A 22,300-nucleotide genomic window follows, 5' to 3' on the forward strand; every position below is an offset into this window, starting at 1 on the left:
GACTCGGTCAATCATTGAGCAGGTCACGCATGTGCCACTGTAGCGCGATACGTGACTAGGTCAACCATTGAGTCGGTGCAGTATTGTGGAGCGCATGACAGCGCAGGAGGCCCGCTTCGCCGAGGCCGGCCGGCTGGCCGGGATGCTCGTCGAGATCGCCGAGCAGGCGAAGGCCGAGTTCGCCGACACGGTGGCCGAACTCGGCCTGCCCGTGTCGCTCGCGCGCGCGATCGTGCTGCTCACCACGCCGGCACCCATGCGGGACCTGGCCGAACACCTCGCGTGCGACCGCTCCTACGTCACGAATCTGGCCGACCAGCTGGAGCAGCGCGGGCTGCTGACCCGGGTGCCGGGCCAGGACCGCCGCGTCAAGCTGCTCGCGCTCACCGACGCCGGAATGGCGGTGCGCAACGAGATCTTCGCGGCGGTGGCCCAGCGCAACATGATTCTGCGACGCCTGACCGACGCCGAACGCAGGAGCCTCGCGCCGCTGCTCGAGCGCCTCCTCGACGACAGCGCCGACAACGGCCGGCCGACCCCGCGGACCACGCACCGGGACGCCACCTGCTGACGCGGTACCGTCGCCGGGATGGCGCCCCGCGAACCGGTCGAAGCCGGCACGGTACTGCAGAACGATCCGCACCGGGCCGTGGTGCGCATCGGCGCCACGGTCCGCCGGCCGGTCCAGCCCTGGAGCGCCTCCGTCCACGGGCTCCTGGCCCACCTGGAGGGCGCCGGCCTCCCCTGGGCGCCGCGGTTCCTGGGCATCGACGAGCAGGGCCGCGAGGTGCTCACCTACCTGGAGGGCGAGTCCGGCGGGGCCGGGTGGCGCCACGCCGCGCGGGAGGACGGGCTCGCGGCCATGGCGCGGCTGCTGCGGGAGTATCACGAGGCCGTGGCCGGGTTCCGGCCGGCCGGGCCCTGGGCCGGGCACGACGGGGCGTTCGGGGACGGGGAGATCCTTTGCCACGGGGACTTCGGGCCCTGGAACCTCGTCTGGCGCGACGGCCGGCCCGTCGGCATCCTCGACTGGGACTACGCCTGGCCGCAGCCGCCGGTGCACGACGTCGCCTACGCGCTGGAGTACGTGGCCCCGTTCCGGCCCGACGACGAGGCCGTCCGCAGCTACGCGCACCCCGGGCCGCCCGACCGGCGGCGACGCATCGAGGTGTTCGCGCGGGCGTACGGGATCGCCGCCGACGGGCTCATCGCGCAGGTCGTCGCGGCGCAGGAGCTGGTGCTCGCCCGGGTCCGGGCGCTCGCCGCGCAGGGGTTGCAGCCGCAGGCGGACTGGGCGGCCGCGGGCGTCATCGGCGAAACCGAGGCGCGGATCGCGTGGAGCCGGCGGTACAGTCGCGGCGATGTCGCCCCGTGAACTCGTCGTGCTCGGCACGGCCAGCCAGGTCCCGACCCGCCTGCGCAACCACAACGGATACTTCCTGAGCTGGGACGGCGAGGGGTTCCTCTTCGACCCCGGCGACGGCACCCAGCGGCAGATGGCCCACGCCGGCGTCGCCGCGAGCGACATCACCCGGATCTGCCTCACGCACATGCACGGCGACCACTGCCTCGGCCTGCCCGGGGTCGTCCAGCGCATCTCGCTGGACGGCTCACGCCACGACGTGCAGGCCTATTTCCCGGGCTCCGGCGAGGTGTACTTCGACCGCCTCCGCCACGCCACCCCGTTCCACGACACCGCCCGGATCGCGAAGCGCCCGATCGCCGGCGAGGGGCTGCTGACCCTGGCCGCGACGGAGCGCTGGACCCTGCAGGCGCACCGGCTCGACCACGGCATCGAGGCCTTCGGCTACCGGCTGGTCGAGGCCGACGGGCGGCGGATGATCCCCGAGCGGCTGCGCGAGCACGGCATCGCCGGGCCGGACGTCGGCGCGCTCCAGCGGGCGGGTGAGCTGCGCGGCGTACGGCTGGAGGACGTGAGCGAGCCCCGGCGCGGGCAGCGCTTCGCGTTCGTCATGGACACGCGGCTCTGCGTGGGCGCCCGGGCACTGGCCGAGGGGGCCGACGTGCTCGTGATCGAGTCGACGTACCTCGCCGAGGACGAGGGACTGGCCGTCGCGCACGGGCACCTCACCGCCGCCCAGGCGGCGCGGGTGGCCACGGATGCGGGGGTGCGCACGCTCGTGCTCACCCACTTCTCGCAGCGCTACGACGACCAGTCACGCCTCCGATATATGCGGGAGGCGCAAGCGGTGTTCGAAGGCGAGGTTGTCGTGGCCGAGGACCTGACCAGAGTCAAGATCCGCGGCTGAGCGACGGTTCCGGTCAGATCAGTCACATTCGGTGCAGATAGGCGCGCCGTTCTTCTCGCGGGACAGCTGGCTGCGGTGGTGCACGAGGAAGCAGCTCGAGCAGCGGAACTCGTCGACCCGCATGGGTACGACCGGAACCGTGAGCTCCTCGTCGGTCAGTTCGGCGCCGGGCAGCTCGAACCCGGCCTCGTTCTCGTCCACGTCGACGGACGCCGACTGGCCGTTCGCCCGGCGTGCGGTGAGCTCCTCGAGGCTGTCCTCGGCGAGATCCGCTCCGACCGGGTTGCGTGGCGCGTCGTAGTCGGTGCTGATGGCCATGGCGTTCACCCTCTCTTGGTGACTTGGTTGTGTAACGAACGCCGCCGGCCTCGGATGTGTTCCCGACCGACATGAATGAATCCAGGAGTGTTCCGGCTCACACCGGTTCACCCCCGTTCCGGCGCGATTTGGTCCACTGTGGACATATCAACAGCGGCAGCGCCCACGAGGCTACCTCGCCGCGTCGCCTGTGCGGGGACTTTTGGGATTCTCGGCGCGAATGTTGCCGCGCCGCCCAGAGAACCGCAGGTCGGGACGTCGGACTGGCCGAATGGAGGAACGCGGCAGAGGGGCCACTACAGTTTCGGCATGAACCTTCCGCAGCGTGCCCACGTGGTCGTAGTGGGCGGTGGTGTCATCGGGACATCCGTGGCGTATCACCTGGCCAAGGCCGGCGTCCGCGATGTGCTGCTGCTCGAGCGCGACCGCCTCACCGCCGGGACCACCTGGCACGCCGCCGGGCTCATCGTCACGTTCGGGTCGCTGTCGGAGACCTCGACCCGGATGCGACAGTACACCCGCGACCTCTATGCGCATCTCGAGGACGAGACCGGGCTGTCGACGGGCCTGCGGCAATGCGGGTTCATCGAGGTCGCCGCGGACGCGGGGCGGCTCGAGGAGTACCGCCGCGTCGCCGCCTTCAACCGGCACCTCGGCGTGGACGTCCACGAGATCTCCCCGGCCGAGGTCCGCGGGCTCTTCCCGCTCGCGCGCACCGACGACATCCTGGCCGGGTTCTACGTCCCCGACGACGGCCGCGCCAACCCGGTCGACGTCACGATGTCGCTCGCCAAGGGCGCGCGCCTGCTCGGGGCGACGATCCGGGAAGGTGTACCGGTCACCGGCACCCTGCGCCGCCGGGGCACGGTCACCGGCGTGCGCACCCCCTTCGGCGACGTCGAGGCCGAGTTCGTGGTGAACTGCGCCGGCATGTGGGCCCGCCAGTTCGGCGAGGAGGCCGGGGTGAGCGTGCCGCTGCAGGCGGCCGAGCACTACTACCTCATCACCGAGCCCATCGACGGCGTCACCGCCGACCTGCCGGTGCTGGAGGACCCCGGCTCCTTCGGGTACTTCCGGGAGGAGACCGGCGGCCTGATGGTCGGGCTGTTCGAGGGCGCGGCCGCGCCGTGGAGCGTCGACCGGGTGCCCGACGGGTTCTCGTTCGGCACGCTGCCCCCCGACTGGGACCGGATGGCGCCCTACCTGGAGCGGGCGATGGCCCGGATCCCGGTGACCGCGACCGCCGGGGTGCGGACCTTCTTCTGCGGCCCGGAGAGCTTCACCCCCGATCTCGCCCCGGTCTTCGGGGAGTCGCCGGAGCTGCGCAACTACTTCGTCGCGGCCGGGCTCAACTCGATCGGCATCCTCACCGGCGGCGGCATCGGCCGGGCGATGGCGGCCTGGATCACCGAGGGCCGTCCCGACGTCGACGTGACCGGCATGCACATCGACCGGCTCCAGCCCTACCAGCGCAACCGGGAGTACCGGGCCGTCCGGACCGTCGAGGCGCTCGGGCAGGTGTACGCGACGCACTACCCGAACAAGGCGCTCACCTCGGGCCGCGACGCCCGCCGCTCGCCGCTGCACGACCGCGTCGAGCCGCTGCAGCCGTACCGCCGGGACGTCTCCGGCTGGGAGATGCCCGACGTGTACGGCTTCGAAGGCAAGCCCACGCCGTCCTGGGGGCGCCCGGACTGGTTCCCGCAGTGGGCCGCCGAGCACCGCGCCGCCCGCGAGGACGCGGTCCTCATGGACATGTCGTTCATGGCGAAGTTCCTGGTCGAAGGCCGCGACGCCGCCGCCGCGCTGGAGGAGCTCTCGGCGAACCGGGTCGCCGATCCGGATCAGGGCGCCCGGGTCACTTACACCCAGTGGCTCAACGAGGGCGGCACCATCGAGGCCGACCTGACCGTCACGCGGCTCGACGAGGACCGGTTCTGGGTCGTCGCCTCCGACACCGCCCACCGCCACGCGTTCGCCCGCCTGCGCCGCCACCTCGACGGCCGGCTGGCCTTCGCCGCCGACGTCACCTCGGGCTGGGCGCAGCTCAACGTCCAGGGTCCCCGCTCCCGGGAGATCCTCGCCGCGGCCGCCGCGGCCGACGTCACGCTGCCGTTCCGCGGGGCGGCCGAGCTCGAGATCGGCTTCGCGCGGGTGCTGTGCCTGCGCATCACGTACGTCGGGGAGCTCGGCTACGAGCTCTACATCCCCGCCGAGCAGGCGGTGCACGTCCACGACCGCCTGGTGGCCGCCGGGGCCGGGCGCGGGCTGCGCCACGCCGGGCTCAAGGCGCTCGCGAGCCTGCGCCTGGAGAAGGGGTACCGCGACTACGGCCACGACATCGACAACACCGACGACGTGCTGGAGGCCGGGCTGGGCTTCGCCGTGGCGCTGGACAAGGAGCACTTCATCGGCCGCGACGCCGTCCTGGCCCGCAAGGCCCGCGGCCCGCTGACCCGCCGGCTCGTGCAGGTGCTCGTCACCGACCCCAAGGCCCTGCTGCACCACGCGGAGGTCGTCCGGCGGGACGGGCGCGACGTGGGCTACGTCCGTGCGGCCTCCTACGGGCACACGCTCGGCGGCGCGGTCGGGCTGGCGATGCTCGACGCCGGGTCCGAGCCGCTCGACCAGGCCTGGCTGGACGCGGCCCCGCTGACGGTGGAGATCGCCGGCGTGACGTACCCGGCGCGCGCCTCGCTGCGGCCCCTGTACGACCCCGCGAGCGAGCGCGTGCGGGGTAAAGGCTAGTAGCACGTCGAGCGCAACATGTTACCCAGCGTGGCCAACTGTGCACATGCTGTGTGGTGGGCGGGCACGCGGCGGCCGCCCACCACGGGCCGCGCTGGGTGGCCCGTACGCGCGCGCAATGCCGCCCACGCCGACACGGGGGAGCTGGACGGACATGCGGATCAGAAGACCTGGCCTGACGGCGGTCGCGCTGGGGCTGCCGGTCGCGATGACCACCGGCGGGCCGGCCTCGGCGTCGGGCACGTACTCGTTCGCGGGCGTGGCGGACTGGACAACGACGGCCACACCGCCGACGCCGACGCCGGGCAGGGCGGCGTGCAGTCCGCGAGCCAGGCCAAGGTGCTGCTCGACCCGCAGCTCAAGCGCAACGCCGACCAGCCGACGACCGGGTTCGTGCAGTACGCGGCGATGAGCACGAAGGTGGCGCCGTTCGACAACGTGCACTGCCGGCGCGCGGTGCAGTACGCGGTGGACAAGAGCGCGGTGCAGACCGCGCGCGGCGCCGGGCAGATCGCCGGGGGCATGCTGCCGCCGGGCATCCCGGGCTACGACGAGGGGCTCGACCCGTACCGGACCAGGTCCGGTAAGCCGCAGGTCGACAAGGCCCGCGACGAGCTGCGCCAGTGCGGGAAGCCGGACGGGTTCGCCACGGTCATCGCCGGCACCGACACCCCGCGCTCGCTCAAGACCGCCGAGGCCGTGCCGGCCGCCCTGGCCCGGGCCGGGATCACCGCGCGGATCGAGCCGGCGGACCCGTCGCTCTACGCCCGCGTTTCGGGCTGACAGGTTTGGCCGCCGCGGGGCCGGGATATCGGGGTCGTATGTCTAGCACCGAGCGTCACGGAGTACCCCGGGTCGACGACGCCATCGACCTCGACACCATTCGCGACGAGGCCGAGGAGATCGCCGTGCCGGCGTTCGACTACATCGGCCAGCCCGTGGACGCGATCGTCAGCGGCCTGACCGGCCACGCCCACGACGCCGACCGCGAGGACACGCAGGTCCCCGAGGAGGAGTGACGGGTCACGGGCAGGCCCACGGCTCGGCGGTCAGCAACTGCCGCAGGTGTACCGCGGGCCCGTCCGCGAAGCGCGTCGCGGGATCGGCCGCGATCGCGCGTTGCCACGTCAGCGCCCGGATCACGTTGCCGGCGATCCGGGCCCGCCGCAGGTCCTCGAGCAGCTCCGCGCGCGGGGCGAGGTCGGTGAAGGCCTCGAGGTAGGCGTCCCGCGCCCGGTCGTCCGGGCCGAGCGCGACGAGCATGGACCCGAACGGGTGCCCGACCACGCTGTCGCCCCAGTCGTAGCAGCGCCCGCCGTCGGCGAACACGTTGCCGGGGTGCAGGTCGGCGTGGTCGATGCTCGCCGGCACCCGGGACTCGGCCAGCGCCGCGGCGATGTCGGCGAACCAGGCCCGGCGGCCGCGGACCTCGGGCACGGTGCCGACGGCGTCGAGTATCTCGTCGAACCGCTGCGGCAGCCGCTCCGGGCGCATGTCCGTCATGCCGATGGCCAGCATGTCGTCGACGGCGGGGGCCAGGGCGCGCTGCAGCTCGGCGTAGCGGGGCAGGGCGGCCGCGAACTCCGCCGGCCGGTCGCGCAGGGTCGGGCCGCCGTCGGGCAGCAGCAGCCGGCCGAGCGCCGGGTCGGCGGCGAGGGGCTCGAGGACGTGGACCGGGGCCAGCCGGTGCAGCAGCGGGTACAGGGCCACCTCGAACGCGGTGCTGGCGGCCGGGAGCTTGAGCCAGACCGCGCCGCCGTCGGTCTCCGCGCGCATGACCGTGCCCCAGGGCCGAACGCGGGGCACGGTGAGCGCGCCGGTGCGGCGCCGCCCCGCCTCGGCGAGCCGGTCGTCGAGCCATGCGGCCTCGTCGCTCACGCGGCCGGCAGCGGGTGGGCGCCCTCGGGACGCAGGCCGTCGAAGAGGATCGCCAGGTAGCGCCGCCACAGGTCCGGCGGGGCGCCCGGCACCTGCTCGGCGACGTGGTTCGGCGCGCACATCAGCAGGAACACGTCGGTGCCGGTCACGTCGGCGCGGATCGCGCCGTGCCCGCGGGCCCGCCCGACGAGCGCGTCGACGGTCTCCACCAGGCGGCCGTGGACGCGGGCCACCTCGGCGTTGCCCTCGTTGGCCGCGTGCAGGAAGCTCAGGTCGCGCTGCTGGCGCTGCTCGGCCGCGACGGTCATGAACTCCAGCAGCGCCGCCCCCGCGTCGGCCGCGTCCGCCAGCCGCCGCCCGGCCGCGATGAGCCCCTCGACCCGGTCCAGCACGATCGCCGCGATCAGGTCCTCCTTGGTCGCGAAGTGCCGGAACACCGTGCCCTTGCCGATCCCGGCCCGCCGGGCGATGTCCGCGATCGAGGCGTCGAGCCCGCGCTCGGCGAACTCGTCGGCGGCCGCCGCGAGCAGCAGGCGGCGGTTGCGCGCGGCGTCGGCGCGCAGCGGTCGGGTCACCGCACCAAGTTAGCAAGCGGCGATGTTGACCGGGCGGTCCGCTTTCCCTAAGGTGACCGCATGGTCCGTTTGAGCATGCAAGCCGTCGTCGCCCGCCGGTACGGCCCGCCCGAGGAGCACGCGATCGAGGAGGTCCCGGCGCCCGAGCCCGGGCCCGGGCAGCTGCAGGTGCGCATCGCCGCCGTCTCCCTCAACCCCGCCGACGTACGCCTGCCCGCCGGCGACTTCCGCGACGCCGTCGACCTGCCCTTCCCGCACATCCCCGGCAACGACTTCGCCGGCACCGTCACCGCGCTCGGCGCGGGCGTGACGCGGTTCGCGCCCGGCGACGAGATCTTCGGCTTCGCCACCCCGCGGGCCCTGCGGCACATGGGCAGCTCGTCGCTGAGCACGGGCGCCCTGGCCGAGTACGCGGTGTTCGAGGCCGACACCCCGTTCCTGGCACACCGGCCGGACGCCGTCGGCATCGCGCAGGCGGCCGCCCTGCCCACCGTGGGGCTCACCGCCCGCGCGCTGCTGGCCACGGCCGCGATCGCGCCGGGGGAGCGGGTCCTCGTGGTGGGCGCCACCGGCGGCGTCGGCACCGCCGTGCTGCCCCTGCTGGCCGCGGCCGGCGCGCACGTGGTCGCCACCGCCCGGCCCGGGGAGGCGGACCTGGTCCGGTCCCTGGGCGCGGCCGGGACCGCGGGCTACGACGAGTACCCGTCCGGCGTCGACGCCGCCCTCAACCTGGTCCTGCCCGGCGACCGCCTCGGGCCCGTCGCCGCCGCGGTGCGGCCCGGCGGGCGGCTGCTGACCATCACGTTCCCGCCGCCGCCCGCGTTCGCCGGCATCGACGTGCGGCTCGTGCTTGACATGGAGGGCCGGTACGGCGGGATGGCCGACGTCGCGGCCGACGCGGCGGCGGGGCGGCTGCGGGCCCGGATCGACCGCGAGTACGCCTTCCCCGACGCCATAACGGCCCTCGCCGACTTCGCGCGGCGGCACAAGACCGGCAAGCTCGTGGTGCGGGTACGCTCGCGGGCGTGAAGATCGCCGCCGACGTCCTCGTCGCAGTCGTCGCCCTCCTGCACCTGTACTTCCTCGTGCTGGAGATGTTCCTGTGGACCGCCCCGCGGACCCGGGCCGCGTTCGGCACGACCGAGGAGTTCGCGGTCGCGAGCAAGGCCCTGGCCGCGAACCAGGGCCTGTACAACGGCTTCCTCGTCGCCGGCCTCGCCTACGGGCTGATCGCGGACCGCCTCGCGTTCCAGGTCTTCTTCCTGATCTGCGTGATCGTCGCCGGCCTGTACGGCGCCGCGACCGCGAACCGCCGCATCCTGCTGGTCCAGGCGCTGCCCGGCGCCCTCGCCCTGGCGGCGGTACTCCTCGCCCGCTGAGGTCGTGCGGCGGCCTAACGAAGGTCGACCGACCGCCAGGCGCCGCCCTCGCTCCACCAGACCACGCCCGCCTTCGCGGCCGACACGCCCGCGTCCGCGGTCAGGGTCAGCAGCGCCGAGGTCTGCAGGTCGTACGCCACCAGCGCGACCCGCTCGGCGCGGTACTCGGTGAAGAGCTCGTAGCGGCCCGCCACCGCCGTGTCGACGCTGATCGCAATCAGGTTCCCCGGGATGCGGCGGCGGTCCGTGCCGTCCGGGCGGCGGGCCTCGAACAGGTACCGGTCGCCGGCCGCCGTCACCATCGAGCGGCACCACGCCGGCGTGCACACGACCGACTCCGCGGCCGCCTTCGTCACCACCCGCCGCTCGCCGGTCAGCGGGTCGGCGAGGGTCAGCGGGGCCTGGTCGTCGACGGAGAGCAGCCACGGCCACGCCGTGTGCCGGAACCGGCCCTCGAACGGCGTCGTGGTCACCGGGCCGCCGGTCACGGCGACGCTGCGCAGCTCGGTGCGGGCCGCGTCGCCGGGCGCGGCCGCCACCCAGTGCAGCCGGCCGTCGGCGACGACGAGGTCGTACTCCGAGTCGAAGAACACCACGGCCCCGGTGTCCGTGGTCAGCGACGCCGGAGCCGCCGAGCCGTCGAGCGGGGCGCGCCACAGCCGGGTCTCGTAGTCGCCCTCGGGCCGGGCGGAGCTCTCGGCCCAGTACAGGTTGCCGCCGGCCGCGGTGAAGCCGAGGAACTGCGCGAACCGGGCCTTGTCGCGCCGGGCCAGCTCGAGGTCGCCCGACGGGGACCGCAGCAGCAGCCGGTCGGCGGTGCCGTCGGGCGCCGGGGCCGTACCGGCGGAGACCTCGGCCGTCGCGTAGAACAGCGGGGTGTAGTCCGCGCCGTCGGGGAGTTTCGCGGTGATCGACGCCGGCCGGCGCTCCATGGCCGGGGCGGCCGGCGCCGGGGCCGGCACCGGCGGCGGCGTCGAGGACCGGTTGACCGTCGCCAGCAGCGCGCCGCCCGCCACCAGGGCCACGGCGAGCGCGATCAGGGGGCGGCGGCCGGTCACAAGAGCAACGTAGCAACCCCGTGAGAGTTTCATACTGTCGAAGCGCTTGACCTGCCCCCGACCAGGGGCGCGTTGACCCGGGAGTGTGGCGGCTCACACGATCCGCGCATGCGAAACAGATCGAAGAGGCTCGGCGCCGCGGCCGTGGCGGCCGTGGCGGTCGCGGCCATCGGCGTCGCCGTCCAGACCGCCGTGCGGCCCGCTGACGCCGCTGCCGCCGACCCGTACGCGTTCAAGAACGTGCAGATCGAGGGGGGTGGCTTCGTCCCGGGCATCATCTTCAACCAGTCGCAACAGGGGCTGGTCTACGCCCGCACCGACATCGGCGGGGCGTACCGCCTCGACACCGCCACGAACCGCTGGGTCCCCCTGCTCGACTGGGTGGGGCAGGACAACTGGGGCTACAACGGCGTCGCGAGCCTGGCCACCGACTCCGTCGACCCGAACAAGGTGTACGTGGCCGCCGGCATGTACACCAACTCGTGGGACCCCAACAACGGCGCGATCCTGCGCTCCTCGGACAAGGGCGCCACCTGGCAGACCACGCCCCTGCCGTTCAAGCTCGGCGGCAACATGCCCGGCCGCGGCATGGGTGAGCGCCTGGCCATCGACCCGAACAAGAACTCGGTCCTGTACTTCGGCGCGCCCAGCGGCAACGGCCTGTGGCGCAGCACCGACTCCGGCGTCACCTGGTCCAAGGTCACCGCGTTCCCGAACCCCGGCAACTACGCGCAGGACCCGTCCGACCCCAACGGGTACCTGACCGACAACCAGGGCGTCATCTGGGTGACGTTCGACAAGCGCACCGGCACCGCCGGCAACACCACGCAGACCATCTACGTCGGCGTGGCCGACAAGGACAACACGGTGTACCGCAGCACCGACGGCGGCGCCACGTGGTCCCGGATCGCCGGGCAGCCGACCGGGTACATCGCCCACAAGGGCGTGCTCGACACGTCCGGCGGCTTCCTGTACCTGGCCACCAGCGACACCGGCGGCCCGTACGACGGCGGCAAGGGCGACGTGTGGAAGTACAACACCGCCACCGGCGCCTGGACGCAGATCAGCCCCATCCCGTCCAGCAGCTCCGACGACTACTTCGGCTACAGCGGCCTGACCATCGACCGCCAGCACCCGAACACGCTCATGGTCGCCACCCAGGTGTCGTGGTGGCCGGACGCCATCTTCTTCCGCAGCACCGACGGCGGCGCGACCTGGACCCGGATCTGGGACTGGACGAGCTACCCGAACCGCAGCTTCCGGTACAAGATGGATATCTCCCGGTCGCCCTGGCTCGACTTCGGCACCAACCCGCAGCCGCCCGAGGTCACGCCGAAGCTCGGCTGGATGAACGAGGCCGTCGAGATCGACCCGTTCAACTCCAGCCGGTTCATGTACGGCACCGGCGCCACGATCTACGGCAGCACCGACCTGAACCTGTGGGACTCCGGCGGCCAGATCACCATCAAGCCCATGGCCCCAGGCCTGGAGGAGACCGCCGTCCTCGACCTGATCAGCCCGCCGACCGGCGCCCCGCTGATCTCCGCGCTCGGCGACATCGGCGGCTTCCGCCACACCAGCCTCGACGCGGTGCCGGCGGCGATGTTCAAGCAGCCGACGTTCACCTCGACGACCAGCCTCGACTACGCCGAGCTCAACCCGAGCGTCATGGTGCGCGCGGGCAACTTCACCGACTCGGACCGGCCCAACGACAGCCACGCGGCGTTCTCCACCGACGGCGGCGCGAACTGGTTCCAGGGCAGCGAGCCGGGCGGCATCAACGAGGGCGGCACCATCGCGGCCAACGCCGACGGCTCCCGGTTCCTGTGGGCGCCGAAGAACAGTGCCGTGGTGTACTCCGTCGGCTACGGCAACACCTGGACGCAGTCCACCGGCATCCCGCAGAACGCGATAGTCGAGTCCGACCGGGTCGACCCGAACACGTTCTACGGCTACTCCGGCGGCTCGTTCTACGTCAGCCACAACGGCGGCGCCAGCTTCACGACCGCCGCGACCGGCCTGCCCACGACCGCCAAGTTCAAGGCCGTGGCCGGCGCGACCGGCGAGGTCTGGCTGGCCGGCGACACCGGCCTGTACCGCTCGACCGACGGCGGCACCTCGTTCACGAAGCTCACCACGGCGACCGCCGCCGTGAACGTCGGCTTCGGCAAGGCCGCGCCCGGGCGCACCAACCCGGCGGTGTTCATCGTCGGCACGGTCGACGGCAAGAAGGGCGTGTTCCGCTCCGACGACGCCGGCGCCAGCTGGCTGCGGGTGAACGACGACCAGCACCAGTACGGCAACATCGGCGAGGCGATCACCGGTGACCCGCGGATCTTCGGCCGCGTCTACATCGGCACCAACGGCCGCGGCATCATCTACGGCGACCGCACCGGCCCGCAGCCGTCGTACTCGGTCTCGCCCTCGGCGTCCGGGTCGCGCTCGGCGTCGCCGTCGGTGTCGGCCTCCGCGTCGCGCTCCACCTCCCCGTCGGCGTCCACCTCGCCGTCGCGCTCCGCGTCGTCAAGCGTCCCGGCCGGGGCGTGCAACGTCGCGTACAGCGTGACCGGCCAGTGGGGCGGCGGCTTCCAGGCCGCGGTGAAGATCACCAACAACAGCTCCGCCGCCGTCAACGGCTGGACGCTGAAGTGGACCTTCGCCAACGGCCAGACGATCACCCAGATCTGGGGCGGCGTGAACGCCCAGTCCGGGGCGAACGTGACAATCACCAATGCCGACTACACGAAGACCATCGCCGCGAGCGGCGGATCGGTGGACTTCGGGTTCCTCGGCAGCTGGAACAACTCCACGAACGCCAAGCCCACGGCGTTCACGCTCAACGGCACCGGCTGCTCGGTGAGCTAGCCCGGCCGACTCGCCGGTCCCCGCGACGCCAACCGCGGGGACCGGCGCTGCCGTTTCGCATAAGGTGCTCACGTGACCGTGCGCCGCCGTGCCGTGACCGTCCTTACCGCCACCGCCCTCCTGCTCGCCGGGTGCTCCGCGAAGACCATCACCTTCACCCGGGGCGCGGGGCGCCCGCTGTCCGGCTCGTCGCAGGCCGCGACCGGCGCCGGGGGCGCGGCCAGGTGCACGTACACGCCGGACGCGACCGGGAGCACGACTGAGGTCGGCACCCCGCCGGCGAGCCCGAAGGCCGCGCCGGCCACCATGCACATCACCACCAACCTCGGGCCGATCGAGATCTCCCTCGACGGGCTGAAGGCGCCCTGCGCGACGGGCAGCTTCGCCTACCTGGCCGGCAAGCACTTCTTCGACAACACCAAGTGCCACCGCCTCACCGTCGAGGGCATCTGGGTGCTGCAGTGCGGCGACCCGTCCGGCACCGGCAGCGGCGGCCCCGCCTACCGCTACCAGAACGAGAACACCGGCGCGCCGTACGCCCGCGGCACCGTGGCCGTGGCCAACGCCGGGCCGGCCACGAACGGCAGCCAGTTCTTCTTCGACTACAAGGACAACCCGGCCATCCCGGCGGACTACACGATGCTGGGCCGGGTCACGAAGGGCATGGACATCGTCGACCGCGTGGCGGCGGGCGGCCTGGCCGCGGAGGACCCCACGGGCACCGGCGGCTTCCCGAAGCTCGAGATCGTCCTGCAGGCGGTGACCGTCACCTACCCTTAGCGGCTATGCGCCCGCACCGGCCCGACTGCCGCAACGTCCGCGACCTCGAGGCGTACCTGCACGCCGACGGCATCGCCGAGGACCGGTTCGCGGCCGTCCGCGCCCGGCTGGCCGGCTGATGCGCGCGGTCGTCCTCGACTTCTTCGGCACGCTCACCGACCCGGGCGTCGAGGCCGGCCGGCGCGACGCGGCCGCCGTCACCGCCGCCGCGCTCGGGGTGCCGGCCGAGGCGTTCTGGACCGCGATGGGGACCTCGTTCACCGAGCGCATCACCGGGCGCCTCGGCGGCACCCGGGCCGTCCTGGCCGAGATGGCCCGTCGCTGCGGGGCGGAGCCGGGCCCGGCGAGCCTCGACGCGGCCGTCGCGGCCCATCGCACGGGTGCGGTACCGCTGTGGCGCCCCCGCCCCGCGGCGCTGGACGTGCTCAAGACCCTGCGCGGGCGGGGCCTGCGCCTCGCGGTGCTCAGCGACTGCGGGGCCGAGCTGTGCCAGGGGTGGGCCGGGACCGCGTACGCGCCGCTCGTCGACGCCACCGTGTTCTCGTGGGAGGAGGGCGCACGCAAGCCCGATCCGCGGCTGTACGCCACCGCCGCGCGCCGGCTCGGGGTGGCGCCCGGCGAGTGCTGGTACGTCGGCGACGGCGGCAGCCGCGAGCACCAGGGCGCGCGGGCGGCCGGGATGCGCCCGGTCCTGGTGACCAACGCGGGCTACCCGGGGGCGGGCGCGCACCGCGACGACCCCGACTCCTACGTGCCCGCGGACACCGTCGACGACCTGGCCGACCTGCCCCTACTGCTGGAGGCTCACGGCTAGCTCCGCGGCCCGGTCCGCGAAGTCGCGCCACGCGTCCGGGGTCTCGGCCAGGTACCGCTTCGCCCGCTCCGGCGTCGACGGGCGCTGGGTCCACTCGTCGAGGCGCCCCGCCCGCACCCGGAACAGCACCAGCAGCCCGCCGGCCCAGCCGGCCGCGCGCAGCTCCTGCGGCTCCAGCGTGGCGATGCGCTGCGGGCTGACGATCCAGTCGAGCGCGGCCAGCTCCTCGTGGATCTCGGCGGCCAGCTCGAACGAGAGGTTCGCCGACGCCTTCTCCCGCAGCGCGACCAGGTCGGTGCGGGCCCGGTCCAGCTCGGCCGGCTCGCGGCGCAGGATCGCCCGGATCGAGGCGGCCAGCGCGTCACGGTCGCCGGGCGTCACGCCGCGGGCCGTGGCCATGTCGCGCTCGGCGCCGGTCAGCCGCGCCCCGGTGTAGGCCAGCGGCCGGATGCGGTGCAGCCCCGAGACGGCGTTGCGGCCCCGCGCGCCGCCCAGGTACGGGCCGAAGCAGCCGGGCTTCGGGACGTACAATATCCGGAGGCCGGGCGTGTGCGGACCGTCGTCGAGTCCGATATGGACGGTGGACTCCTGCCCGTCGCGGGCGCGGTTCCAGCGCGGTTTGCGCCGGCCCAGCAGGTTGCGCTCCAGCCACGCCGCCTCGTGCACGGAGTCGCAGACCACCGCCTCGACGGCCGCGACGAGCGGGACCATCCGGCGCAGGCGGGGCCGGTCGCGCAGGTCCGACCAGTAGGACGCCACCCGCGCCCGCAGCTGCGACGCCCGGCCGATGTAGAGCACCTTGCCGGCGGCGTCGCGGAACCGGTACACGCCGGGCGCGTACGGCAGCCTTCGAACCCCGTCGAGCATCTCGGTAGTATGGGCGAGATGCTGCTGCGCCGATACTTCCGGGGCCCGTACGTGAGCTGGGCCCAGGCGGTGCACCCGGTCTCCGACGACGAGCGCGGCCTGCTGGTCTGGCTCCCGGCCGGCGCCGGCTTCGCGTACCGCCTCTACCCCGGGGGCGCGCCGGCCATCGAGGAGTACGCCGCCGCCCCCTTGCAGCGCCGCACCTGGGTCGACCGCGACGTGCTGATCCTGCACCCGCCGGGCGCGGCCCACTCGGTGTGGTGGTTCTTCCGCGAAGGCGCGTTCCTGGGTTGGTACGTCAACCTGGAGGCCGTCCTCGCCCGGCATCCAGGCGGCATCGACGTCGTCGACCACCACCTCGACATCGTGGTGGACCCGGACCGAACCTGGCGCTGGAAGGACGAGGCGGACTTCGAGGCGTGCATCGACCGCCCCGGCTTCTGGACCACGGCCGAGGCGGCCCAGATCCGCGCGGAGGGTTCGCGGGTCGCGGCCCGCGCCGAGGCGGGCGTCTTCCCGTTCGACGGCACCTGGCGCGACTTCCGCCCCGACCCGGCCTGGCCCCTGCCGCAGTTGCCGCCCTTATAACTGTCGTTTCGACCATCTTCGAGCCATGTTCAGGTTAGCTTGGTGGTCTCTGCACCATTGGTATGGCACGGGGCAAGGTCAATGACGCTCAAAAAGACTCTGCAGTACGCCGTCGTAATCTTCCTCATCTGGTTCGTGGCGTTCCGCCCGGACGCGGCCGCGAAGGTGGCGCGCGGCATCGGCGCGCTGATCGCCCAGCTGGGCACCGGCTTCGGCGACTTCTTCACGCGCGTGATCAGTTAACGTCCGTCAAGCCCTCCCGATTTGTACGAGAAGCTCCGCCCACATAAAGCCCAGCGCGGCGCCCGGCCCCACGAGATGAGCCCGGGCGCCGGCGGGTGTCTTCAGGAATAGCCGCCGAGCCGGCGCACGACGGCGACCGCACAGCCGTAGCCCACGGCGAGGCGCCGAGACCGCCCTCGGCACTTCGGTGCGGCCCACCTGCTCGCCGGTCGCGGGTCCCAGAACCGGATCGTGCGGTCGGTGCCGCCGGAGGCGACCGGCGCCCGCCCGTCCGGCAATCGCACCGCCGCCACCGCCTGGACCGGGCCCGTGGGGCCGATCATCGAAGGCGACCCACAACAATTCGAGAAATGCCACGTTGCTGTTGCGCACCGCCGAGCGGCTCAACAGTCATGCCTGAGCGGACCCAACCGACCGCAACGTACGAGCACGCCGTCACGGACGGCGTGCTCGGTGTTCAGTGCACAGAAATAACCTGCGAGGCGATTTCCCTTCCCGGTTTGCCCGGGTCAGGTGTACGGGATCGCCGTCCGACCTTTCAGCCGTTCAGCTTTTCAGCTCGACTGGAGCTACCAGTTCCGCTCTCCCGCTCGTCTCGCAGGCAAGTACTACGTTACGCCGGAACGCGGCCGGCGCGGGGTGAGAAGCCGGGGGAGTCTCCCTCATTTACTCCCAGCGCCTGCGCTGAACGGCATAAGCACTGTGGCGCGTGGCGCGTGGCGGTTGGTCGGGCGGCGCCCGCGGTCGTGAGGCGTCGCTCAGCGTGGTTGACGCCTGCAAGTTCACTGTCCAGGAGCCACGGCCACGGCTGCCGCATTGCTGGCATTCCTACCTGGAACAGCGAACTCGGCGACGCCGGTGACGGTGGCGACGCTGCTGGTGCCTGCGATTTCGCACTGCCGGGCCTTGACCGTAAGACGCGTGACCTGCATGGCTCGCGGTAGCGGGTGATTCGGCCGGCACGCCGCGTTAGGCTGGGCGGAGATGTAAGGATGGCGCGAGTTGCCATGGTTTTGATACTGATCGTCGTGTTGATGGTGGCGGTGGCGGGGTTGCTCGCCAGCGTTCGGATCGTCCGGCAGTATGAACGCGGTCTGGTCTTCCGGTTCGGGCGTCTGCGAGAGATAACACGTGGTCCAGGCCTGACTCCGATCGTGCCGATTCTGGACCGGATGGAGAAGGTGAACCTGCAGATCATCACCATGCCGGTACCAGCACAGGACGGCATAACCCGCGACAACGTGACCGTCAAGGTAGACGCGGTGGTGTACTTCCGGGTCATCGACTCGGTCCGGGCCGTCGTCAATGTGCAGGACTACATGTTCGCGGTCCTCCAGGTGGCGCAGACGTCGCTGCGTTCGATCATCGGTAAGAGCGACCTCGATGAGCTGCTGACCAACCGGGAGCGGCTCAACCAGGGCCTGGAGGTCATGATCGACAGCCCGGCGATCGATTGGGGCGTCCACATCGACCGAGTGGAGATCAAGGACGTCTCGCTGCCGGAGTCGATGAAACGGTCAATGTCCCGACAGGCTGAAGCGGAGCGGGAGCGGCGCGCCAGGGTCATCACTGCGGACGGTGAGCTGCAGGCGTCGCGCAAGCTCGCTGACGCTGCGGCCACGATGGCGCGGACACCGACCGCGCTGCAACTGCGGCTGTTGGAGACGGTGGTCGAGGTGGCGGCCGAGAAGAACTCGACGGTGGTCCTGCCGTTCCCGGTCGAGCTGCTGCGTTTCCTGGAGCGGTCGGCATCGACACAGGCCACCGCCGAGCCGCCGCAGAGCGAGTACACCCCGGACCTGTCCCGGGTGCACACCGCGCGGTAGCCACCACAGGGCGCCGAGTCGGTCGGCGGCGAGCCGGGTTGGCCCGGAGGGTTGCGTGCATCGGTCGGATCGCCTCGAACCTGGCCCGCTGACCTGCAACTTCGCGGTGGGCGATGCTGGGATCGAACCAGTGACCTCTTCGGTGTGAACGCCATGATGGCCGCGCCTCACGCGCCGAAACCCGTTGCGGCGTAACGGTTTTACGTGTGCGGGAGGCTACCGGTCATCGCTTGTGGCACGCGGCGTCGGGAACGCTGTTGGCGACCCAGTGCTCGCCGGCCGTGTTAGCTTCCAGCGTTGTGGTTCCCTGTATGCGCCATGATCGAGCCGCGCGCCCGGCGCCGGCCCGGCTGGTGCTGGCGGCCGTCGCGCACGCCGGCCTGGCCGGTTGCGGCGACAGCGAGCCGGTGCTGGGCACGAGCAACGTCTGCACGTTGTTCGATACGAGCCTGATCGACGCCGCTGTTCCGGGCGGTACCGTCACCTGACACCGGCCCAGGCCGACCACAATTGTCAGGTGACGCGTGTGGCGAACAGCGCGCTGTCCCAGGTGCCCTGACCGGGCCTACCGGGGGGCGCGACCGGCTCGATCGACGGGTGCGCCCGGTCCTGACCTGGGGCGCGGAGGTGTTACGTGGGCGCTCGCCGGGTGGGGCAATGGCGAGACCGCCTGAACGGGTCGAGGGCCGTTTCCGGTGATCGGAAACGGCCCTTGAGCTGCGGTGGGCGATGCTGGGATCGAAGAGGGCGTCAGACCAGTTTGCGGATGTCGCCGAGGGCGCGGTAGAAGCCGCCGCGGGCGGATTCGCGGACTGAGGACACCACGTAGCGGGCGCCCGGCTCGCGGATGCCCTTCGGGAACTGGACCTGCCAGTCGCGGTGGTAGCCCTCGCTCACGACGCGGATTCGCAGGCGCGCGCCCTCCTGGACGCACTCGACCACGATGCCGTCGGCCGGGTCGTGGGCGATCTCGACCGTCGTCGACGGGGCTACGCTCGTCATGGCCGACGGGGCCTTCACGTCGACGAAGTCGGGCACGACGCCCTGCTCGGCCGCGCGCACCGCCGACTCGCTCGCGTCGATGCAGGCCAGGGAGCCGTCGGTGGTGACGATGTAGAGCTTCTCGTCGTGGTACTGCATCGAGTATGCGCTGCCGCAGCCCGTGCCCAGCTTCCACAGGCGCGTGCCGTCGGCGGCGAAGCAGTACACCGAGGAGCGGTAGTCGCCGGCGAAGACGTAGCGGCCGTCGGGCGCGGTGGCGTTGGAGAAGATCGTGTCGTCGCAGCGGTAGGTGACGCCGGCGCGGCCGTTCTTGTGGAACTGCAGGACCGAGTTGGAGGACATGCCGGCGTAGACGGAGTTCTGCTCCTGCCAGCCGAAGAGCACGGCGCCCTTCGTCTCCTGGTGCCACAGCTCGTCGCCGGTGCGCCAGTCGTAGCTCGTCACGCCGCGGCTGTGGCCGTGGTGCACGGCGGTCGCGTCGCAGCGGACCATCCAGCCGGCCGCGCCCCGGCCCTGGCGGCGCCACAGGAACTCGTCCTCGTGGTCGATGCTGCACACGCCGCCCTTGGCGTCGGAGACGCCGAGGATGCCGTCGTGGATGTCGAGCCAGTAGATGTCGATGTCGGGGGCGATCGCGTAGGCCAGCCGCGGCACCTTCCCGGACAGGTCGTAGACGTTGCCGTCGTCGCACCCGGCGTAGATCCAGGCGTCGTCGGCGACGATGCACTTCACGCCGTCGGGCAGCTGGAACTGCCGCTCGACCGTGGCGTCGTGGCGCAGCACGGTGATCGCGCCCCGCTCGTTGCCGACCATGCACACGTCGTCGTCGATGAAGATGCCGAAGGCGGGGGCGCCCGAGCGGTACTTCCACAGCACCGGCGCCGTCTTCGCGGTCGAACGCTGCGACACGATCTGGCGCCGGGTCACCGACCGCGCCGCGCGCTGGCCCTGGACCGCCGGCGCGTAGCCCTTGCGCACCTTCTCGCCGATCTTCTTCGTGGCGTCGGCCTGGGCCTTGGCCGCGTCGGCGTAGGTGGTGGTCTTGGACTGCCCGGCGTCGCCGATGCGCCCGTAGCGGACCGTCATCTGGTTGTCGTCCAGCGTGACCTCGTAGAACTTGTGCGCGCTCCCGGTGTCCTCGGACAGCTCCAGATACGTCGTCTGCGCCATCGACCCGAACCTCTCTCACGTCCAGTAGTTGGCGACAAAATACCAAGGGGGTACGACAAAAAATTGGTACAGTCCGCGGCGACAGGTCATCGACGGAGTGAGGAGCCAGGCATGCGCGCACGTGTCACGTCCCGGCCGCAGCCCACCTCGCCCGTGAAGGACCTGACACGTCTTGAGCATCCTCAACCTCGGCATCGTCGCGCACGTCGACGCCGGTAAGACCAGCCTCACCGAGCGCCTCCTGTTCGACGCCGGCGTGATCGACCGCCTCGGCCGCGTCGACGCCGGCAGCACCCAGACCGACTCGCTCGAGCAGGAGCGCCGCCGCGGCATCACCATCAAGTCCGCCGTCGCCACGTTCGGCATCGGCGGGCTCACCGTGAACCTCATCGACACGCCCGGCCACCCCGACTTCATCGCCGAGGTGGAGCGGGCCCTGCGCGTGCTCGACGGCGCGGTGCTCGTCGTCTCGGCGGTCGAGGGGGTGCAGGCCCAGACCCGGGTGCTGCTGCGCACCCTGCGCCGCCTGCGCGTGCCGACGCTCGTCTTCGTCAACAAGACCGACCGCACCGGCGCCGACCCCGACCGCGTGATCGGGCAGATCGCCGACGCGATCCCCATGTGGCGAGACTGCGCGGAGGCGCTCGCCGAACACGACGAGGAAGCGCTGGCGGCTTACGTGACAGGCCAGCAGATACCGCAAAAGTTGATCGATAAAATGACCGCCGAGGCAACCATCCTCCCGGCGTACAAGGGCTCGGCGATCACCGGCGAGGGCATCGACGAACTGAGGCAGGCGCTGGCAACACACCTGCCAAGGGCCGAAAGCCGGGAGCTCGCGCCCCTGAGGGCGGCCGTGTTCAAGATCGACCGGGACCGGGTGGCCTACGTCCGGGTGTTCGAAGGCGTGCTGCGGACCCGCGACCGGGTCGGCGACGAGAAGGTCACCGCCATCGACGACGGCCGCCGCGAGCGCATCGGTCCGGGCGAGATCGGCCGGGTCCAGGGCCTGCGCCACGTCAGGCTCGGCGACACCATAGGAACCGGCGAGGCGGCCCGCGAGGCGGCCGCGGAAGCCGTCTTCGCCCCGCCGACCCTCGAGGCCACGATCGAGCCGGACGACCCCGCCCGCCGCCGCGACCTGCACCGCGCCCTGCAACGCCTGGCCGAGCAGGACCCGCTCATCGACCTGGGCCTCGACGAGGAGACCGGCGAGCTGCGCATCAAGTTGTACGGCGAGATCCAGCGCGAGGTCATCCGCGACACGCTCGCCGAGGAGTACGGCCTCGCGGTCACCTTCGGCGAGACCGTCACCCTGCACCGGGAGCGCCCCGCCGGCCGGGCCCGCGCCGGAGCGGTCCGCGGCCGCGACGGCAACCCGCACCAGGCGACCCTCGAGCTGCTGGTGGAGCCGGGGGAGGGCATCCAGGTCGAGCTGGCCGTGCCGGTCGAGCACGTGCCCATGTACGTGTACAAAACCCTCGCGCACTTCCGGGAGGCGATCGAGCGCTACGTCCGCGACGCCTTCGCCCGCGGCGGCCTGCACGGCTGGGACGTCGGGGACGCCCGGGTGACGGTGACGCAGTGCGGGTACCAGTCCCCGGTCTCCACCGCCGCCGACTTCCGCCGGCTGGTCCCCGAGCTGCTCGCCCGCGCCCTGGCCGCGGCCGGGACGGTGGTGTGCGAGCCCGTGCACCGCTTCGCGGTCGAGGGGCCCGCGGACGCGCTCACGGCCACCCTCGGCGCCCTGCCGCGGTTCGGGGCGGTGCCGGACGCGCCCGGGGCCGGCCCGGGGCGGTTCACGGTGGGCGGCACGATCGCGGCGGCGCGGCTCGCGGAGCTGGAGCGGGCGCTGCCCGGCCTTACGCGGGGAGAGGGGACGGTGGAGTCGTGCTTCGCCGGGTACCGTCCCGTGTAGC

23 protein-coding genes are annotated in these 22,300 nt (G+C 72.4%); 16 read left to right on the forward strand and 7 right to left on the reverse strand.

The window, feature by feature from the left end; all coding sequences use genetic code 11:
* The first annotated feature begins 94 nt into the window (after positions 1–94).
* From AB0B76_RS09050 to AB0B76_RS09060, 3 genes are read left to right on the forward strand one after another with little or no spacing between them, the layout of a single operon-like run.
* Positions 95–571 (forward strand): MarR family transcriptional regulator, encoded by a 477-nt coding sequence (locus AB0B76_RS09050; protein ID WP_360371849.1) that lies wholly within the window; start codon positions 95–97, stop codon positions 569–571.
* An 18-nt stretch (positions 572–589) separates the two neighbouring features.
* Positions 590–1,375 carry an aminoglycoside phosphotransferase family protein gene (locus tag AB0B76_RS09055; RefSeq protein ID WP_360371852.1) on the forward strand — a complete coding sequence of 262 codons (786 nt, stop codon included), beginning with the start codon at positions 590–592 and terminating at the stop codon, positions 1,373–1,375.
* Positions 1,362–2,270, forward strand: coding sequence for a ribonuclease Z (locus tag AB0B76_RS09060; protein ID WP_360371855.1), 909 nt, complete (start codon positions 1,362–1,364; stop codon positions 2,268–2,270). Before AB0B76_RS09055 ends, AB0B76_RS09060 begins: the two co-directional genes overlap by 14 nt.
* Before the next feature lie 18 nt (positions 2,271–2,288).
* Here the strand turns inward: AB0B76_RS09060 and AB0B76_RS09065 are convergent, their stop codons facing one another.
* Complete coding sequence (locus AB0B76_RS09065; protein ID WP_360372717.1) at positions 2,289–2,582, reverse strand: DUF4193 domain-containing protein; 294 nt, start codon at positions 2,580–2,582, stop codon at positions 2,289–2,291.
* 315 nt (positions 2,583–2,897) lie between these two features.
* Here AB0B76_RS09065 and AB0B76_RS09070 point away from each other — a divergent pair, with 315 nt between their 5' ends.
* The 3 genes from AB0B76_RS09070 to AB0B76_RS09080 all read left to right on the forward strand — a co-directional run bounded on the left by AB0B76_RS09070 (position 2,898) and on the right by AB0B76_RS09080 (position 6,355).
* A complete protein-coding gene (locus AB0B76_RS09070) occupies positions 2,898–5,336 on the forward strand; it encodes an FAD-dependent oxidoreductase (RefSeq protein WP_360371858.1) in 2,439 nt (812 codons plus the stop codon).
* Between the two features lie 315 nt (positions 5,337–5,651).
* Positions 5,652–6,119, forward strand: coding sequence for an ABC transporter substrate-binding protein (locus AB0B76_RS09075; RefSeq protein ID WP_360371861.1), 468 nt, complete (start codon positions 5,652–5,654; stop codon positions 6,117–6,119).
* Between the two features lie 38 nt (positions 6,120–6,157).
* Positions 6,158–6,355 carry a hypothetical protein gene (locus tag AB0B76_RS09080; RefSeq protein ID WP_360371864.1) on the forward strand — a complete coding sequence of 66 codons (198 nt, stop codon included), beginning with the start codon at positions 6,158–6,160 and terminating at the stop codon, positions 6,353–6,355.
* 4 nt (positions 6,356–6,359) lie between these two features.
* Here AB0B76_RS09080 and AB0B76_RS09085 read toward each other — a convergent pair whose 3' ends face one another.
* On the reverse strand, positions 6,360–7,214 hold the full coding sequence (locus tag AB0B76_RS09085; protein WP_360371867.1) for a phosphotransferase: 855 nt from the start codon (positions 7,212–7,214) through the stop codon (positions 6,360–6,362).
* Entirely contained in the window at positions 7,211–7,789 is a 579-nt protein-coding gene (locus AB0B76_RS09090; RefSeq protein ID WP_360371870.1) for a helix-turn-helix domain-containing protein, read from the reverse strand. The genes AB0B76_RS09085 and AB0B76_RS09090 overlap by 4 nt, the downstream gene beginning before the upstream one ends.
* Positions 7,790–7,849: 60 nt before the next feature.
* On the opposite strand from AB0B76_RS09090, the gene AB0B76_RS09095 reads away from it, so the two are divergent.
* Positions 7,850–8,818: an NADP-dependent oxidoreductase gene (locus tag AB0B76_RS09095; protein WP_360371873.1), complete on the forward strand. Its 969-nt coding sequence runs from the start codon at positions 7,850–7,852 to the stop codon at positions 8,816–8,818.
* Positions 8,815–9,168 carry a DUF1304 domain-containing protein gene (locus tag AB0B76_RS09100; protein WP_360371876.1) on the forward strand — a complete coding sequence of 118 codons (354 nt, stop codon included), beginning with the start codon at positions 8,815–8,817 and terminating at the stop codon, positions 9,166–9,168. Before AB0B76_RS09095 ends, AB0B76_RS09100 begins: the two co-directional genes overlap by 4 nt.
* A 14-nt stretch (positions 9,169–9,182) precedes the next feature.
* Here AB0B76_RS09100 and AB0B76_RS09105 read toward each other — a convergent pair whose 3' ends face one another.
* Complete coding sequence (locus AB0B76_RS09105; protein WP_360371879.1) at positions 9,183–10,226, reverse strand: hypothetical protein; 1,044 nt, start codon at positions 10,224–10,226, stop codon at positions 9,183–9,185.
* Positions 10,227–10,334: 108 nt separating this feature from the next.
* Between AB0B76_RS09105 and AB0B76_RS09110 the strand changes: the two genes are divergently transcribed.
* The 3 genes from AB0B76_RS09110 to AB0B76_RS09120 all read left to right on the forward strand — a co-directional run bounded on the left by AB0B76_RS09110 (position 10,335) and on the right by AB0B76_RS09120 (position 14,685).
* Complete coding sequence (locus AB0B76_RS09110; protein ID WP_360371882.1) at positions 10,335–13,091, forward strand: cellulose binding domain-containing protein; 2,757 nt, start codon at positions 10,335–10,337, stop codon at positions 13,089–13,091.
* Positions 13,092–13,163: 72 nt separating this feature from the next.
* Complete coding sequence (locus AB0B76_RS09115; RefSeq protein ID WP_360371885.1) at positions 13,164–13,871, forward strand: peptidylprolyl isomerase; 708 nt, start codon at positions 13,164–13,166, stop codon at positions 13,869–13,871.
* A gap of 118 nt (positions 13,872–13,989) precedes the next feature.
* Positions 13,990–14,685, forward strand: coding sequence for an HAD family hydrolase (locus AB0B76_RS09120; protein ID WP_360371888.1), 696 nt, complete (start codon positions 13,990–13,992; stop codon positions 14,683–14,685).
* Here AB0B76_RS09120 and AB0B76_RS09125 read toward each other — a convergent pair.
* Entirely contained in the window at positions 14,662–15,552 is an 891-nt protein-coding gene (locus tag AB0B76_RS09125) for a GIY-YIG nuclease family protein (protein ID WP_360371891.1), read from the reverse strand. The two genes, AB0B76_RS09120 and AB0B76_RS09125, sit on opposite strands and share 24 nt — an antisense overlap.
* A gap of 18 nt (positions 15,553–15,570) precedes the next feature.
* Here AB0B76_RS09125 and AB0B76_RS09130 point away from each other — a divergent pair, with 18 nt between their 5' ends.
* Together AB0B76_RS09130 and AB0B76_RS09135 are read left to right on the forward strand one after the other, a co-directional pair.
* On the forward strand, positions 15,571–16,140 hold the full coding sequence (locus tag AB0B76_RS09130) for a DUF402 domain-containing protein (RefSeq protein ID WP_360371894.1): 570 nt from the start codon (positions 15,571–15,573) through the stop codon (positions 16,138–16,140).
* A gap of 81 nt (positions 16,141–16,221) precedes the next feature.
* On the forward strand, positions 16,222–16,383 hold the full coding sequence (locus AB0B76_RS09135; RefSeq protein WP_360371897.1) for a hypothetical protein: 162 nt from the start codon (positions 16,222–16,224) through the stop codon (positions 16,381–16,383).
* Between the two features lie 101 nt (positions 16,384–16,484).
* Here the strand turns inward: AB0B76_RS09135 and AB0B76_RS09140 are convergent, their stop codons facing one another.
* Positions 16,485–16,706 carry a hypothetical protein gene (locus tag AB0B76_RS09140; protein ID WP_360371900.1) on the reverse strand — a complete coding sequence of 74 codons (222 nt, stop codon included), beginning with the start codon at positions 16,704–16,706 and terminating at the stop codon, positions 16,485–16,487.
* Positions 16,707–17,375: 669 nt separating this feature from the next.
* Here AB0B76_RS09140 and AB0B76_RS09145 point away from each other — a divergent pair.
* Both AB0B76_RS09145 and AB0B76_RS09150 read left to right on the forward strand, forming a co-directional pair.
* Positions 17,376–18,209 carry a slipin family protein gene (locus tag AB0B76_RS09145; RefSeq protein WP_360371902.1) on the forward strand — a complete coding sequence of 278 codons (834 nt, stop codon included), beginning with the start codon at positions 17,376–17,378 and terminating at the stop codon, positions 18,207–18,209.
* Between the two features lie 311 nt (positions 18,210–18,520).
* Positions 18,521–18,697, forward strand: a complete 177-nt coding sequence (locus tag AB0B76_RS09150; protein ID WP_360371905.1) for a hypothetical protein — start codon at positions 18,521–18,523, stop codon at positions 18,695–18,697.
* 262 nt (positions 18,698–18,959) lie between these two features.
* Here the strand turns inward: AB0B76_RS09150 and AB0B76_RS09155 are convergent, their stop codons facing one another.
* Positions 18,960–20,381, reverse strand: a complete 1,422-nt coding sequence (locus tag AB0B76_RS09155; protein WP_360371908.1) for a WGR domain-containing protein — start codon at positions 20,379–20,381, stop codon at positions 18,960–18,962.
* Positions 20,382–20,553: 172 nt separating this feature from the next.
* Between AB0B76_RS09155 and AB0B76_RS09160 the strand changes: the two genes are divergently transcribed.
* Positions 20,554–22,299 (forward strand): translation factor GTPase family protein, encoded by a 1,746-nt coding sequence (locus AB0B76_RS09160; RefSeq protein WP_360371911.1) that lies wholly within the window; start codon positions 20,554–20,556, stop codon positions 22,297–22,299.
* Position 22,300 lies beyond the last annotated feature (1 nt).

This window comes from Dactylosporangium sp. NPDC049140, from assembly GCF_040648435.1.

Excerpts from the sequence above, each read along its gene's own strand:
- AB0B76_RS09145 (WP_360371902.1), top strand. The coding sequence starts at position 17,376 with ATGGCGCGAGTTGCCATGGTTTTGATACTGATCGTCGTGTTGATGGTG.
- AB0B76_RS09080 (WP_360371864.1), top strand. The coding sequence starts at position 6,158 with ATGTCTAGCACCGAGCGTCACGGAGTACCCCGGGTCGACGACGCCATC.
- AB0B76_RS09155 (WP_360371908.1), bottom strand. The coding sequence starts at position 20,381 with ATGGCGCAGACGACGTATCTGGAGCTGTCCGAGGACACCGGGAGCGCG.
- AB0B76_RS09050 (WP_360371849.1), top strand. The coding sequence starts at position 95 with ATGACAGCGCAGGAGGCCCGCTTCGCCGAGGCCGGCCGGCTGGCCGGG.
- AB0B76_RS09110 (WP_360371882.1), top strand. The coding sequence starts at position 10,335 with ATGCGAAACAGATCGAAGAGGCTCGGCGCCGCGGCCGTGGCGGCCGTG.
- AB0B76_RS09150 (WP_360371905.1), top strand. The coding sequence starts at position 18,521 with ATGCGCCATGATCGAGCCGCGCGCCCGGCGCCGGCCCGGCTGGTGCTG.
- AB0B76_RS09070 (WP_360371858.1), top strand. The coding sequence starts at position 2,898 with ATGAACCTTCCGCAGCGTGCCCACGTGGTCGTAGTGGGCGGTGGTGTC.
- AB0B76_RS09060 (WP_360371855.1), top strand. The coding sequence starts at position 1,362 with ATGTCGCCCCGTGAACTCGTCGTGCTCGGCACGGCCAGCCAGGTCCCG.
- AB0B76_RS09125 (WP_360371891.1), bottom strand. The coding sequence starts at position 15,552 with ATGCTCGACGGGGTTCGAAGGCTGCCGTACGCGCCCGGCGTGTACCGG.
- AB0B76_RS09140 (WP_360371900.1), bottom strand. The coding sequence starts at position 16,706 with ATGATCGGCCCCACGGGCCCGGTCCAGGCGGTGGCGGCGGTGCGATTG.
- AB0B76_RS09055 (WP_360371852.1), top strand. The coding sequence starts at position 590 with ATGGCGCCCCGCGAACCGGTCGAAGCCGGCACGGTACTGCAGAACGAT.
- AB0B76_RS09135 (WP_360371897.1), top strand. The coding sequence starts at position 16,222 with ATGACGCTCAAAAAGACTCTGCAGTACGCCGTCGTAATCTTCCTCATC.
- AB0B76_RS09130 (WP_360371894.1), top strand. The coding sequence starts at position 15,571 with ATGCTGCTGCGCCGATACTTCCGGGGCCCGTACGTGAGCTGGGCCCAG.
- AB0B76_RS09095 (WP_360371873.1), top strand. The coding sequence starts at position 7,850 with ATGGTCCGTTTGAGCATGCAAGCCGTCGTCGCCCGCCGGTACGGCCCG.
- AB0B76_RS09120 (WP_360371888.1), top strand. The coding sequence starts at position 13,990 with ATGCGCGCGGTCGTCCTCGACTTCTTCGGCACGCTCACCGACCCGGGC.